8 protein-coding genes, 2 tRNA genes and 3 rRNA genes are annotated in these 14,461 nt (G+C 59.0%); 5 read left to right on the top strand and 8 right to left on the bottom strand.

Features of this window, described 5'->3' with window-relative positions; all coding sequences use genetic code 11:
* Positions 1 to 444 precede the first annotated feature (444 nt).
* Positions 445 to 1,119, top strand: a complete 675-nt coding sequence (locus ABKF58_RS12135; RefSeq protein WP_482580913.1) for a glutathione S-transferase family protein — start codon at positions 445 to 447, stop codon at positions 1,117 to 1,119.
* 133 nt (positions 1,120 to 1,252) lie between these two features.
* On the opposite strand, the gene gcvA is transcribed toward ABKF58_RS12135, so the two are convergent.
* A complete protein-coding gene (gcvA, locus tag ABKF58_RS12130) occupies positions 1,253 to 2,161 on the bottom strand; it encodes a transcriptional regulator GcvA (RefSeq protein WP_482580911.1) in 909 nt (302 codons plus the stop codon).
* Between the two features lie 186 nt (positions 2,162 to 2,347).
* Between gcvA and ABKF58_RS12125 the strand changes: the two genes are divergently transcribed.
* Positions 2,348 to 3,667 (top strand): NAD(P)/FAD-dependent oxidoreductase, encoded by a 1,320-nt coding sequence (locus ABKF58_RS12125; RefSeq protein ID WP_482580909.1) that lies wholly within the window; start codon positions 2,348 to 2,350, stop codon positions 3,665 to 3,667.
* Positions 3,668 to 4,142: 475 nt separating this feature from the next.
* Here the strand turns inward: ABKF58_RS12125 and rrf are convergent.
* The 7 genes from rrf to ABKF58_RS12090 form a co-directional block, all read right to left on the bottom strand.
* A 5S ribosomal RNA gene (gene rrf, locus ABKF58_RS12120) occupies positions 4,143 to 4,256 on the bottom strand.
* A 118-nt stretch (positions 4,257 to 4,374) separates the two neighbouring features.
* Positions 4,375 to 7,265: ribosomal RNA gene (locus ABKF58_RS12115) — 23S ribosomal RNA — on the bottom strand.
* Between the two features lie 304 nt (positions 7,266 to 7,569).
* Positions 7,570 to 7,645, bottom strand: a tRNA-Ala gene (locus ABKF58_RS12110).
* An 11-nt stretch (positions 7,646 to 7,656) separates the two neighbouring features.
* Positions 7,657 to 7,733, bottom strand: a tRNA-Ile gene (locus ABKF58_RS12105).
* Between the two features lie 92 nt (positions 7,734 to 7,825).
* Positions 7,826 to 9,360: ribosomal RNA gene (locus ABKF58_RS12100) — 16S ribosomal RNA — on the bottom strand.
* Together the 16S, 23S and 5S rRNA genes with 2 tRNA genes alongside form the textbook arrangement of a ribosomal RNA operon.
* Positions 9,361 to 9,801: 441 nt before the next feature.
* Positions 9,802 to 9,942 carry a bifunctional ornithine acetyltransferase/N-acetylglutamate synthase gene (locus tag ABKF58_RS12095; protein ID WP_482580907.1) on the bottom strand — a complete coding sequence of 47 codons (141 nt, stop codon included), beginning with the start codon at positions 9,940 to 9,942 and terminating at the stop codon, positions 9,802 to 9,804.
* 13 nt (positions 9,943 to 9,955) lie between these two features.
* On the bottom strand, positions 9,956 to 10,948 hold the full coding sequence (locus ABKF58_RS12090) for a bile acid:sodium symporter family protein (RefSeq protein WP_482580905.1): 993 nt from the start codon (positions 10,946 to 10,948) through the stop codon (positions 9,956 to 9,958).
* A gap of 120 nt (positions 10,949 to 11,068) precedes the next feature.
* On the opposite strand from ABKF58_RS12090, the gene ABKF58_RS12085 reads away from it, so the two are divergent.
* From ABKF58_RS12085 to ABKF58_RS12075, 3 genes are all read left to right on the top strand, one after another.
* Complete coding sequence (locus ABKF58_RS12085) at positions 11,069 to 11,980, top strand: LysR substrate-binding domain-containing protein (protein WP_482580904.1); 912 nt, start codon at positions 11,069 to 11,071, stop codon at positions 11,978 to 11,980.
* Between the two features lie 379 nt (positions 11,981 to 12,359).
* A complete protein-coding gene (locus ABKF58_RS12080) occupies positions 12,360 to 13,955 on the top strand; it encodes a phospholipase D family protein (RefSeq protein WP_482580902.1) in 1,596 nt (531 codons plus the stop codon).
* 26 nt (positions 13,956 to 13,981) lie between these two features.
* A complete protein-coding gene (locus ABKF58_RS12075) occupies positions 13,982 to 14,323 on the top strand; it encodes a YfeK family protein (RefSeq protein ID WP_482580901.1) in 342 nt (113 codons plus the stop codon).
* Positions 14,324 to 14,461 lie beyond the last annotated feature (138 nt).

The following is a 14,461-nucleotide window of genomic DNA, read 5'->3' as shown; positions in this document are numbered from 1 at the left end:
TGCAGCATCCCGGCACGACCTGCCTCGCCCTAACCCCCATCCCAACACCGGGCGGAGAGAGAAAGACGGGGACCGTTTTCTTGCAATCCACCCCACCAGCAACTAGCGTCCAATCAGGATGAAACGGCCCCTCAGCCATGTCATTTTTCCAGGGCATGCTGACCACGGCGGACCGCACCGAAAAAGCGCGCCACAACGCCCCGGCAGGATGATCGGCGCACGAGATCGTCGCCTGGCTGGCCGGGCTAAATGCCGGCGCGGTGGCGGCGCGGACAGGAGGTTCGGCCACGCCGCGCAGCAAATCGCACATGATCGATCACCTGCGCATTTGATGGGGGTTGCCCGCCTCCGTGGCGTCATCCTCCAGCAGCAACCCATGCCCTGCGGTGAATGCGCCTAGAACCAGGCCCTGAGACGCCCACGTCCGCCTTTGGAGAATTCGCGATGAAACTCTATTACCACCCCGCCTCGACCACGAGCCGCATCATCATGATGTTCGCGGCCGAAGAGGCGATCCCACTGGATTATCAGCTGGTCGACCTCATGACCGGCGAACACCTCAAGCCCGAGTTCCAGGCCATCAACCCCAGTTGCCTGGTCCCTGTGCTGGATGACGACGGCTTTGTGCTGACGGAAAGCGGGGCCATCATTCGCTATCTTGCCGGCATGACCCAGTCGTTGGCCTACCCCGCCGACCTGAAGCAACGGGCACGCGTCGACGAGGCCATGGAGTGGTTCTACAGCAACTATTACAAGGACCATGGCTACGGTCTGGTCTACCCGCAATTGTTCCCTCACCACAAACGTCCAACCGAGGAGGCCCATGCTGGGACCATTGCCTGGGGCAAGCAAAGAGCCCAACACTGGCTCGGCATCCTCGACAAGGACTTGATCGGCCCCGATAGACGGTTTCTCTGCGGCGACACGATCACCCTCGCCGACTACGTCGGCGCCGAGATGGTCGCGGTGGGCGAACTGGTACGCTGCGAATATCTGGACTACCCCAACGTGCGACGCTGGTTAAACCGAATGAAGGCCCTGCCGAGCTGGGGCAAGGTGCACGAGGTCGTCGAGGGGTTCAAAGCCTCGCTCAAAGACCGGCCCTTCGTGTCGATCTGACCCGGCATCCCGGCGAGGCGCCGCCAAGGCCCCCCAACACATCCTGCATCGCACGCCCTCCGATCAGAAGCGTGCCGGCGCAGTGGGCTTGTCTGTTGGCACCTGGCGGGCTCGCCCTGGACGAAGCCCGGCGCTACGGCTGAAGCTGTAAACGATACTGCTTGGCTTGCTCGAGCAACCAGCCGACAAAAGCCTGAAGGACTTTGGCCTCCTGCTTGCTTTCCGGGTAGACCAGAAAATAGCCCATCTCGCTCTGCATCGGGATATCGAAGGGTGTCACCAGCGAACCCGAGCGGATCTCTTCCTGCACCAGAAAACGCGGCACCAAGGCGACCCCCATTTGCGCCCGGGCCGCCTCCACCAGCATCGAAAACAGCTCGTAGCGCGGGCCGACCATGGCGTTCAGGTCGCTGGCCCCGGCCGCGGCAAACCATTTATGCCAGGCATCGTGCCGTGCCGACAGGTGCAGGAGCTTCAGCTTGACCAGGTCCTGCGGCTGCGGACAAGGATGCCGCGCCAGCAGCTGCGGGCTGCAAACCGGGATCATTTCCTCGCCAAACAGATGATCGGCATGGGCGCCGGGCCAGACCCCCGTCCCGAAATGAATGGAGGCGTCGAAAACGGTGTCGGCAAAAATGAAGGTATCGGAACGGGTGGTAATATTGATCGTGATATTGGGGTGCTCGGCGTAAAACCCGGGCAGGCGCGGGATCAGCCAGCGCGTGGCGAAGGTGGGGATCGCCGCCAGTTCGATAACGCCGCCCGAACCTTGATGCGCCATGATGGACAAGGTGCTGCGCTCCAGTCGGTCGAGATGCTCCCGCACCTCCCGGGCATAGACCTGGCCCGCCTCGCTCAGACTGACGCGCCGCTTGATGCGATTAAACAGGGCAATCCCCAGCATTTCCTCCAGCGTCGCGATCTGCTTGCAGACGGCGCTTTGTGTCAAAGCCAATTCTTCCGCGGCCCGGGTAAAGCTCTGGTGCCGTGCCGCCGCTTCAAACGCCTGCAGCGCCTCGATGCTCGGTATCTTCCGCCTCACCTATTGTTCCCATCACTCACAATGTACTGAATTTATATCGTTTGCCGAAGGTGGCACACACCGGGCAAATTAGCCGCTAACGGCCTCATTTCAGGCCATTCTAACGGCCCTTCCGCATTACCGCCAACAAGGCAAATTGTGCATACGAGGAAGCATGGCCAGGCAAACGCACCTCAGGAGACACCGATGCCCACGTCCAACATGCAGAAAATCGTCATTGTGGGAGGAGGCGCCGGCGGGCTGGCGCTAGCAACGCGGCTAGGTGACACCCTGGGACGCCGGCAACAAGCCGAAATCACCCTGGTCGACTGCTCCCGCACCCATATCTGGAAACCCCTGCTGCACGAAATTGCAGCCGGAAGCATGACACCGGCCAAAGAAGAACTCGACTACCTGGCTCAAGCCCGGTGGCACGGCTTCCGTTTCTGTCTGGGCCGCATGGATGGACTGGACCGTAACGAGAAGGTCATGCATGTCGCTCCCACCCTGGATGGCGACGGACAGGAGCTGATTCCGCGCCGCCGGATTTCCTACGACACCCTGGTGCTGGCCGTCGGCAGCGGCACCAACGATTTTGGCACCCGGGGCGTTGCTCAGCATGCCATCAGTTTGAACACCCCGGAACAGGCCACGCATTTCCATCAGCGCATGGTCAACGCCTGCGTTCGGGCCAGCCTGCAAAATGCGCCATTGCGCCCCGAACAACTGCAAATCACCATCATTGGTGCCGGGGCCACCGGTGTCGAACTGGCGGCAGAACTGCGCAACACCACGCGGGAGCTGGTGGCGTATGGGCGGGAAAGTATCGATCCCGACCGGGATATCCGCCTGACCCTGATCGAAGCCGGGGATCGCATCCTCCCTGCCCTGCCCCCTGAACTGTCGCACAATGCCCGGCGCCTGCTGGAAAAGCTCAATGTCACGGTGTTGACCGGAGAAAAGGTCACCGAGGTGACCGAGACATCCGTGCTAACCGCGAGTGGCAAGCTCATCCCGTCGGAATTGGTGGTCTGGGCCGCGGGAGTCAAGGCACCCGACTTCCTCTCCCGGCTGGACGGCCTGGAAACCAATCGGCTCAATCAACTGGTGGTCACCCCCACCCTGCAGACCACCTTGGATCCGGCTATTTTCGCCCTTGGGGATTGCGCTGCTTGCCCGTGGGAAGAGAAGCAAGGCTGGGTACCGCCTCGCGCCCAGGCTGCCCACCAGCAAGCCACCCTTTTGCTCGCGAACCTGAAACGGCAACTACAGGGCAAACCGCTGCGGACATTTGCCTATCGCGACCTGGGCTCGCTGATCTCGCTGGGCAAATACAGCACGGTGGGTAGCCTGATGAGTTCCCTGTCACGCAAGAGCCTGTTCATCCAGGGGCAGTTTGCGCGCCTGATGTACTTGTCGCTCTACAGCAAGCACAAGATGGCCTTGTATGGGCTGGGAAGGACGTGTCTGGCGACGATAGGCCGGCTGCTTTCCAAGCGCGCCGAACCCCAAGTAAAGTTGCACTGACATCCCCCGATCGGAGTGAGGGGGCCGATCATCTGCCCTTCCCCATGTCCGCCCCCCTTCAGTGACGGGCTTCTCTTTACTTCCGAATGGTATGGCCTGTGGGGAGTAGGCTAGGACGCCACAGCCAGCTCTTCAGCCAAGCCGTCAGTGGGAGAGGGAGAACGCGGAGCCAGCGCCGCCGCCAAGCGCCAGCTCGTCGGCGCCCCGACGGGCGGTTCGGGCTGTAAACACAAAAACCCCCAGTGCATGTGCACTGGGGGTCTGCATGTTCAGCAAGCCTGCGGCATACGGGTTCTCCCCAGGACACAGGCTGATCGAATTGTCGGGAAGATTAAGAATGTACAACTAAAAGCGGCATCTGTGCCATCCTCAGCCACAAACACCCGTAATGCATCAGCCAGAGGAGCCATTGCGGCATGGCGACGCCATAAAAACACAAAGCCCAGCTCGGATGAGCTGGGCTTTTGTAAGGGGAGTCTGGCGGTGTCCTACTTTCACACGGCAATGCCGCACTATCATCGGCGCTAAGGCGTTTCACGGTCCTGTTCGGGATGGGAAGGGGTGGGACCACCTCGCTAAGGCCGCCAGACATAAACTGTCAACAAACTGGAAGAAGCCTGGAAGCCTCTCAGCTTCCATTTCGAATTGGGTAATCGATTGTACGTCGCACACTCTATTCACCGCGTGGCCCAAGCCACTCAAATGATAGGATCAAGCCTCACGAGCAATTAGTATCGGTTAGCTTCACGCCTCACAGCGCTTCCACACCCGACCTATCAACGTCCTGGTCTCGAACGACTCTTCAGGAGGGTCAAGCCCTCAGGGAAGTCTCATCTTCAGGCGAGTTTCCCGCTTAGATGCTTTCAGCGGTTATCTCTTCCGAACTTAGCTACCCGGCAATGCCACTGGCGTGACAACCGGTACACCAGAGGTTCGTCCACTCCGGTCCTCTCGTACTAGGAGCAGCCCCCGTCAAACTTCCAACGCCCACTGCAGATAGGGACCAAACTGTCTCACGACGTTTTGAACCCAGCTCACGTACCACTTTAAATGGCGAACAGCCATACCCTTGGGACCGGCTACAGCCCCAGGATGTGATGAGCCGACATCGAGGTGCCAAACTCCGCCGTCGATGTGAACTCTTGGGCGGAATCAGCCTGTTATCCCCGGAGTACCTTTTATCCGTTGAGCGATGGCCCTTCCATTCAGAACCACCGGATCACTATGTCCTGCTTTCGCACCTGCTCGACTTGTCGGTCTCGCAGTTAAGCCACCTTATGCCATTGCACTATCAGCACGATTTCCGACCGTACCTAGGTGACCTTCGAACTCCTCCGTTACACTTTGGGAGGAGACCGCCCCAGTCAAACTGCCTACCATGCACTGTCCCCGATCCGGATCACGGACCAAGGTTAGAACCTCAAACACACCAGGGTGGTATTTCAAGGACGGCTCCACCAGAACTAGCGTCCTGGTTTCATAGCCTCCCACCTATCCTACACAAGTCTGTTCAAAGTCCAATGCAAAGCTACAGTAAAGGTTCACGGGGTCTTTCCGTCTAGCAGCGGGGAGATTGCATCTTCACAAACATTTCAACTTCGCTGAGTCTCAGGAGGAGACAGTGTGGCCATCGTTACGCCATTCGTGCGGGTCGGAACTTACCCGACAAGGAATTTCGCTACCTTAGGACCGTTATAGTTACGGCCGCCGTTTACCGGGGCTTCGATCAAGAGCTTGCACCCCATCACTTAACCTTCCGGCACCGGGCAGGCGTCACACCGTATACGTCCACTTTCGTGTTGGCACAGTGCTGTGTTTTTGATAAACAGTCGCAGCCACCGATTCTCTGCGACCTCTCGAGGCTTCGAACGCGAGGTCCTACACCTTAAGAGGCATACCTTCTCCCGAAGTTACGGTATCAATTTGCCGAGTTCCTTCTCCTGAGTTCTCTCAAGCGCCTTAGAATTTTCATCCTGCCCACCTGTGTCGGTTTGCGGTACGGTTCTCGTATAGCTGAAGCTTAGTGGCTTTTCCTGGAAGCGTGGTATCAGTCACTTCGGTTCCGTAGAACCTCGTTATCACGTCTCGGTGTTAACAAAGGAGCGGATTTGCCTACTCCTTCCACCTACCGGCTTGAACCAGGGCATCCAACACCTGGCTGACCTAACCTTCTCCGTCCCCACATCGCACTATACGAAAGTACGGGAATATTGACCCGTTTCCCATCGACTACGCTTTTCAGCCTCGCCTTAGGGGCCGACTCACCCTACGCCGATGAACGTTGCGTAGGAAACCTTGGGCTTTCGGCGAGCGGGCTTTTCACCCGCTTTATCGCTACTCATGTCAGCATTCGCACTTCTGATATCTCCAGCATGCCTTACGACACACCTTCACAGACCTACAGAACGCTCCCCTACCATCTGCACTTGCGTGCAAATCCGCGGCTTCGGTTATCAGTTTGAGCCCCGTTACATCTTCCGCGCAGGACGACTCGACCAGTGAGCTATTACGCTTTCTTTAAATGATGGCTGCTTCTAAGCCAACATCCTGGCTGTCTAGGCCTTCCCACTTCGTTTACCACTTAACTGATCATTTGGGACCTTAGCCGGCGGTCTGGGTTGTTTCCCTCTTGACGATGGACGTTAGCACCCACCGTCTGTCTCCCATGCTCGCACTTTCCGGTATTCAGAGTTTGCCATGGTTTGGTAAATCGCAATGACCCCCTAGCCATAACAGTGCTTTACCCCCGGAAGTGATACATGAGGCACTACCTAAATAGTTTTCGGGGAGAACCAGCTATCTCCGAGTTTGTTTAGCCTTTCACCCCTATCCACAGCTCATCCCCTAGTTTTGCAACACTAGTGGGTTCGGACCTCCAGTGCGTGTTACCGCACCTTCATCCTGGCCATGGATAGATCACTCGGTTTCGGGTCTACGCCCAGCAACTAAAGCGCCCTATTCGGACTCGGTTTCCCTACGCCTCCCCTATTCGGTTAAGCTCGCTACTGAACGTAAGTCGCTGACCCATTATACAAAAGGTACGCAGTCACCCCTTGCGAGGCTCCCACTGTTTGTATGCATCCGGTTTCAGGTTCTATTTCACTCCCCTCCCGGGGTTCTTTTCGCCTTTCCCTCACGGTACTGGTTCACTATCGGTCGATCACGAGTATTTAGCCTTGGAGGATGGTCCCCCCATCTTCAGACAGGATTTCGCGTGTCCCGCCCTACTTCTCGTACGCCTAGTCCTTGGAATGCGTTTTCGTGTACGGGGCTATCACCCACTATGGCGGCCATTTCCAGGGCCTTCCACTAACACAATCCATAACACGTACAGGCTGTTCCGCGTTCGCTCGCCACTACTGACGGAATCTCGGTTGATTTCTATTCCTGCGGGTACTTAGATGTTTCAGTTCTCCGCGTTCGCTCTACCTTGCCTATGTGTTCAGCAAGGAGTACCTATTGCTAGGTGGGTTTCCCCATTCGGATATCTCCGGATCATCGCTCTATTGCCAGCTCCCCGAAGCTTTTCGCAGGCTTACACGTCCTTCATCGCCTGTGATCGCCAAGGCATCCACCAGATGCACTTAGTCGCTTGACCCTATCATTTCAGTGACCTGGGAGTCCCTTGCGGGTCTCTCAAGCACGTCCACGACAGTGAATGTTTGTGCGACGTACCACACCGCCCCTTTTGATATGGCGACATGGCACAGATACAATCAAATTACCCAAAGTCGACGATCCGTCCAAAGCAGACTTAACTGCTTCTTTCTTCTCGCCGTCTTGTTAATTCGGCTTCTTCAGTTTGTTAAAGATCGGGCGTTTTTGCTGAGCCGCTTGCGCGGCACGCGAACAACGCAAACAGAACCAAACTCATCGAGTTCGTTTTTGTTTGCACTGTCGAGTGGTGGAGGATGACGGGATCGAACCGACGACCCCCTGCTTGCAAAGCAGGTGCTCTCCCAACTGAGCTAATCCCCCAACAGGTCAAATGGTGGGTCTGGTTGGACTCGAACCAACGACCCCCGCCTTATCAAGACGGTGCTCTAACCAGCTGAGCTACAAACCCAGTTGCCTTCGTCGATCCGCTTTCGCAAACCAACTATGCCCTTAACGCGAATAACCGATAGGCTGTGAGTACTCGACTCGGCCCTTCTCTAGAAAGGAGGTGATCCAGCCGCAGGTTCCCCTACGGCTACCTTGTTACGACTTCACCCCAGTCATGAAGCATACCGTGGTAACCGGACTCCCGAAGGTTATCCTAGCCACTTCTGGTATCCCCCACTCCCATGGTGTGACGGGCGGTGTGTACAAGACCCGGGAACGTATTCACCGCAGCATGCTGATCTGCGATTACTAGCGATTCCGACTTCACGCACTCGAGTTGCAGAGTGCGATCCGGACTACGATCGGTTTTATGAGATTGGCTCCACCTCGCGGCTTGGCGACCCTCTGTACCGACCATTGTATGACGTGTGAAGCCCTGCTCATAAGGGCCATGAGGACTTGACGTCATCCCCACCTTCCTCCGGTTTGTCACCGGCAGTCTCATTAGAGTGCCCAACTAAATGATGGCAACTAATGACAAGGGTTGCGCTCGTTGCGGGACTTAACCCAACATCTCACGACACGAGCTGACGACAGCCATGCAGCACCTGTGTTCCGGCTCCCTTTCGGGCACCCTCACGTCTCTGCGAGGTTCCGGACATGTCAAGAGCAGGTAAGGTTTTTCGCGTTGCATCGAATTAATCCACATCATCCACCGCTTGTGCGGGTCCCCGTCAATTCCTTTGAGTTTTAACCTTGCGGCCGTACTCCCCAGGCGGTCAATTTCACGCGTTAGCTACGCTACCAAGGATTCAAACCCCCAACAGCTAATTGACATCGTTTAGGGCGTGGACTACCAGGGTATCTAATCCTGTTTGCTCCCCACGCTTTCGTGCATGAGCGTCAGTGTCATCCCAGGGGGCTGCCTTCGCCATCGGTATTCCTCCACATCTCTACGCATTTCACTGCTACACGTGGAATTCTACCCCCTCTGACGCACTCTAGCTGTGCAGTCTCCAATGCCGTTCCCAGGTTGAGCCCGGGGCTTTCACATCAGACTTACACAACCGCCTGCGCACGCTTTACGCCCAGTAATTCCGATTAACGCTTGCACCCTACGTATTACCGCGGCTGCTGGCACGTAGTTAGCCGGTGCTTATTCTTCCGGTACTCTCAGCTCCAGTGGATATTAGCCACCGGCATTTGCTCCCGGACAAAAGTCCTTTACAACCCGAAGGCCTTCTTCAGACACGCGGCATGGCTGGATCAGGCTTGCGCCCATTGTCCAAAATTCCCCACTGCTGCCTCCCGTAGGAGTCTGGGCCGTGTCTCAGTCCCAGTGTGGCGGATCATCCTCTCAGACCCGCTACTGATCGTCGCCTTGGTGGGCCTTTACCCCACCAACTAGCTAATCAGACGTCGGCCGCTCGAATAACGCAAGGTCTTACGATCCCCTGCTTTCCTCCTCGGAGCGTATGCGGTATTAGCACAGCTTTCGCTGCGTTATCCCCCATTACTCGGTGCGTTCCGACGCATTACTCACCCGTTCGCCACTCGTCAGCGGGCCGAAGCCCCTGTTACCGTTCGACTTGCATGTGTAAAGCATGCCGCCAGCGTTCAATCTGAGCCAGGATCAAACTCTTCAGTTCAATCTCATAGCAATTTTTGGCACGCAAGATCAAAGAAATATCAGGTATTTCCTGTCTTGCAGTGCAAGTGTCGGCTTTGCCGAGCACTCACACCTATCGGTTATTCTGTTTGTTAAAGAGCGGTGCCAACTGCGTCGTTTCCGTCGCTGCGTCAGCTGAGGAGGCGAACTATACGCCCCGACCCCCACCCCGTCAACGCCTTTTTGCTGAAAAACACCAAAAAAAGCGCCTCCCCGCAAAAATCAGCATGCAAACACCTGAATAGAAACAACTTACCCGATAGACATTTTTTGCCACCCACCCGGCTCACCCGCCCGCCGCGCCGCTTCCGGCCCGCCGGCACCGCGCTGAAAATGCAAAAAGTCGGCGAAATCGCCGGCTTTTTCAGGGTGGGTGCCATTTCTGGCGGGTGGGCCGGGCTTCGGCCAACCTGCACCGCGTTCAGCTGCGGTAGTCGGCGTTGATGCGCACGTAGTCGTAGGAGAGGTAGCAGGTCCAGACGGTTGCGCTGGCCTGGCCTTGGGTTGGCTGAGCCGCCCCGTAAGCCCGCCCCGGGACTGTGCGATCGCGAGGGCTTGCCATCGATGCGCGAGGTTCAAATGGTCTGTTTGGCCGCCGCCGGGCTCTCCGTACGATGCCGGTAGCGTTGCGCCAGCACCGCACACACCATCAGCTGGACCTGATGGAACAGCATCAGGGGCAGCACGATTGCGCCTACGGCATGGCCGGCGAACAGCACGTTGGCCATCGGGATACCGCTTGCCAGACTCTTCTTCGAGCCGCAGAAGACGATGGTGATCTCGTCTTCCTTATTGAAACCGAGCTTGCGCGCCGCGGTGCGTGTCGCGAACAGCGCCAGCGCCAGCAACACGCCGTTGACCACCAGCAGCCCGGCCAGCGCCTTCACCGGGGTGTTGTGCCACAGTCCCTGGATGACGGCCTCGCTGAACGCCGTATAGACCACCAGCAGGATCGAGCCCTGATCGACGAAACGCAGCATCGCCTTGTTGCGCTCCACCCAGCCGCCGATCCAGCGTCGGGCCACCTGACCGGCCAGGAAGGGCAGCAGCAGTTGCACCATGATGTCGATGATCGAGTGCCACGAGCTGGCGCCGCCGGCGTGCGATACCACCAGCACGCTGACCAGCAGCGGGGTCAGGAAGATGCCGATCAGGCTCGACGCCGATGCGCTGCACACCGCCGCGGGGATATTACCGCGCGCCATCGAGGTGAAGGCGATGGAGGACTGCACCGTGGCCGGCAGCGCGCACAGGAACAGCACACCCAGGTAGAGGTCCGGCGTCACCAGCGGGGACAGGATGGGTTTGAGCGCAAAGCCCATCGCCGGGAACAGCATGAAGGTACAGGCGAACACCAGCAGGTGCAGCCGCCAGTGCGTCGCCCCGGCGATCACCGCTTCGCGCGACAGCTTCGCTCCATGCAGGAAGAACAGCAGCGCGATCGCGGCATAGGTCACCTTGCCGAATACCACGGCAGTCTGGCCTTCGCAGGGCAGGAACGTGGCCAGCAGCACGGTGATGACCAGCGCCAGCGTGAAGTTGTCGGGGAGGAAACGGGGTCGTGCCACGGGGTGCTCCTGATGATCGCTTGCGAGAGCAAACGCTGCCCTCCATTCAATGTCGTTATTTTTCTGCCTGCCGATATAGAATTCAAATGGATTTATCTGATCAATTCATTCAATTTCTGCATGAACATCTCTCTGCGCCAATTGCGCACCTTCCTTGCCGTTGTCCGGCACCGCAGTTTCAGTCGTGCCGGTGACGCGATCGGCCTGTCGCAACCGGCGGTCAGCCACGCGCTGCGCGAGCTGGAGGGCGAGCTGGGTCTGAAGCTGCTCGATCGCACCACCCGCGACGTGGCACTGACCGAGGCCGGGCAAAACCTGGCCGGCACGCTGGAACGGCTGCTCGATGAACTGGAAGGCTGCCTCGCCGAGACCCGCCAGTTGGGCGAAACCCGCCAGGGACGGGTGCGGGTGGCGGCCAGCCCGACCATTTCGGCCAACCTGATGCCCTCCTGCATCGCCCGCAGTGCCGAGCGCTACCCCAAGCTGTCGCTGATGTTGCGCGACCAGGTGCAGCAGCTGGTGCTCGCCAGCGTGCGTAGCGGTGAGGTCGATTTCGGAGTGATCATTGACCCGCTCGGTGCCGACGACCTGTATTGCGAGACCATCCTTCAGGAGCCGTTCTGCCTGGTCTGCCGGGCCGATCACCGTTTCGCCGCCGCCGGGTCGGTCGCCTGGAGCGAACTCGCCGCCGAGCCGCTGGTGCTGCTCGACTACGCCTCGGGCAGCCGGCCGCTCATCGACAAGGCATTCGCCCAGCAGCAGGTGAGCATGCGGGTGGCGCAGGAACTCGGCCATTCCACCACCGTGTACCGCATGATCGAGGCCGGCATCGGCATCAGCGTGCTGCCCATCCTGGCGCTGCCCTTGCCGGAAGCCAGCGATCTGGTGGTGCGGTCGCTCACCCCCGCCGTCGAGCGCTCGCTGATGCTGGTGCGCCGCAAGAATCGCTCGCTGTCACCGTTGGCCGAAACGGTGTGGGCGCTGATCCGCGAGGTGGCCACCGAGTTTGCCGCCAGCCGCGCCTGGCCGTGAGGCGGCGGGCTCCGCCCTCCTTGCGGATGCAGCCCGCCCCGAGGGACTGGGCCTTATTTGAACGGAGACCACAGGCGCTCGGCGGCCCTTTCGCGCCGCGCTACCGCAGCGTACTCGTCGTCAGCCAAACACCGGCCCGGCTCGATACGGTGGCGCGGAAATGCCATGCGTGACCAAGGAAAAACTACACTAAAAAACACTTGCCAAATAACTTCACCCCGCGGTTGCATCTACCGGTTGAGTCCGGAGTCATATACATCAATAGCCGCCCCGCCGGAGAGGTTCCGTCACGGTCCGTTTTCCAACCAGGCCGGTGACGATGGCGTCACCTGGCAACCAACCGGTTGGTTCTCTCCCGGGAGCGGCGGGGAGTAGTGTGATGATCCACCGGCTCCAGCTTGTGCTTGTCGTACTGATGGTCGCCATCCTCAGTGGCTGCCGTTCGCTGCCACCGGGGTCGGATGTTGCCAAAACCGCCTCCACGGCGCTGGCTCACCCCGAGGAGACCCGGCTTGGCCGGCTGTTTGACCAGGCGGCGCGGGCCCATGCCGGCCACTCCGGTTTTCGCATCATCCCAGTCGGCGCCGACGGCTTTCTGACCCGCATGCAGATGATCAACGCCGCCGAACGCTCTCTCGACCTTCAATACTTCATTTTCCGTGGGGATGAAACGGGCCGGCTGCTGACCGGAGCGGTGCTGCGCGCGGCAGATCGCGGGGTACACGTACGCGTGCTGATCGACGATGCGGAAACGGAGGCTGGGGACGAGCAGATTACCCGTCTGGCAGCCCATCCTTCGGTCGAGATTCGTCTCTTCAACCCGTTCACGTACCGCGGCCATTCGAAGCTGTTCCGATCCATCGAGTTCATGTTCAACGCCTCCCGCCTCGACTACCGGATGCACAATAAACTGCTGGTCGTGGACAACGCCATGGCGCTGCTTGGCGGGCGCAACATCGGCGATCAATACTTTCAGATCAACCCCGCATCCCAGTTCGCCGACGAGGACGTCTTTGCCGCCGGCCCTATCATCCCCCAGCTCTCGAGGTCTTTCGATGAGTACTGGAACAGCCCGCTGTCGATCCCGGTTGCGGCACTGGCCGGCAAGAAACCCTCGCATGCCGAATTGAATGAGCATCGCGACGCCTTGAACGAGCAGCATCAGGAGTTGAAAGCCAGTGGTGTCGACTACGTCAGGCGGGTCGCCACCGGAGAGCCCTTTGAGGGGATGATCTCCGGCCGCTTGCCGCTGACCTGGGCGCCGGCGCAACTGGTCTACGACAGCCCCGACAAGCGCAAGGTGGTGCAGGGCGCGATGGTAGGGCAGCTGATGCAGCGCCCGGTGGCCAACACGACGCTTGCGGTGCAATCCGAATTACTGATGGTGACGCCCTACCTGATCCCCGGGAACGAAGGCATGCGCCTGTTCGAACAGCTACGCCAGCGCAACGTCCGGGTGCGGATACTGACCAATTCACTCGAATCGACCACCGTATTGCTGGCTCATTCCGGCTATATGCATTACCGGGTGCCCCTGCTCGAGCAGGGTGTGGAGCTGTACGAGGTGCGATCGTTGCTGGGAAACGCCAAAGGCAGCGGCCAGAGCGCGGCGATCTCCCGTTTCGGCAATTATTCGCTGCACGCCAAACTGTTTGTCTTCGACCGCCGGAAGGTGTTCATCGGCTCGATGAATTTCGATCAGCGTTCGATGCATCTCAATACCGAGATAGGCTTGATCATCGACAGCCCCGCCCTCGCCCGGCAGATTGCCCAGCGTTTTGACGCCATGGTACAGCCGGTCAACTCCTACCGGCTGACACTGCGGCCAAGCGAAACGGGGAAGGCTCCCGGTCTGGTGTGGCACACCGAGGAAAACGGCAAGGCCGTTGAGTACGACGAAGAGCCGGCCCGCAACGCCGAGGAAAGAATCAAGGCCCATACCCTTTCTCTGTTGCCACTGGACAAGGAACTATGAAGTCGAGATACGCCGGGGCGGTATTGATGCTGGGGCTGCTATGGCAGCCCGCGGCGCGTGCGGAGCCCCCCGCCGCGGTGCAAATGGAAGTGAGTTTTCTGCTCGGCTATATCGAAGGCTCCGGCTGCCAGTTTTATCGCAATGGCTCCTGGCACGACGCCAAAACGGCGCAGGCGCATATACGCGACAAATACCGCTATTTGGTGGCGCGAAACCTGATCACGACCACCGAGGACTTTATCGAGCGGGCCGCCACAGCAAGCAGTCTGAGCGGCCAACCGTACCAGGTGCGGTGCAACGGCGGGACGACCGTGACAAGCCGGCAATGGTTGCACGAAGAGCTGCTGCGGCTTCGGACCTATCACTAAAACCAAACACTTGCGCTTCGTCAAACAAAGCTGTCCCGTAGCAGGCATCGCCGCCACGCCCACCTCTATAGTGATCTGGACTGCATCGGATTAGGAACCGTTGCTGTCATCCAGAGAAGGAGGAGCGCACCTCCATTG

This window comes from Pseudogulbenkiania sp. AW2-16, assembly GCF_056824575.1.
This window is presented reverse-complemented; position numbering and strand designations above follow the sequence as displayed.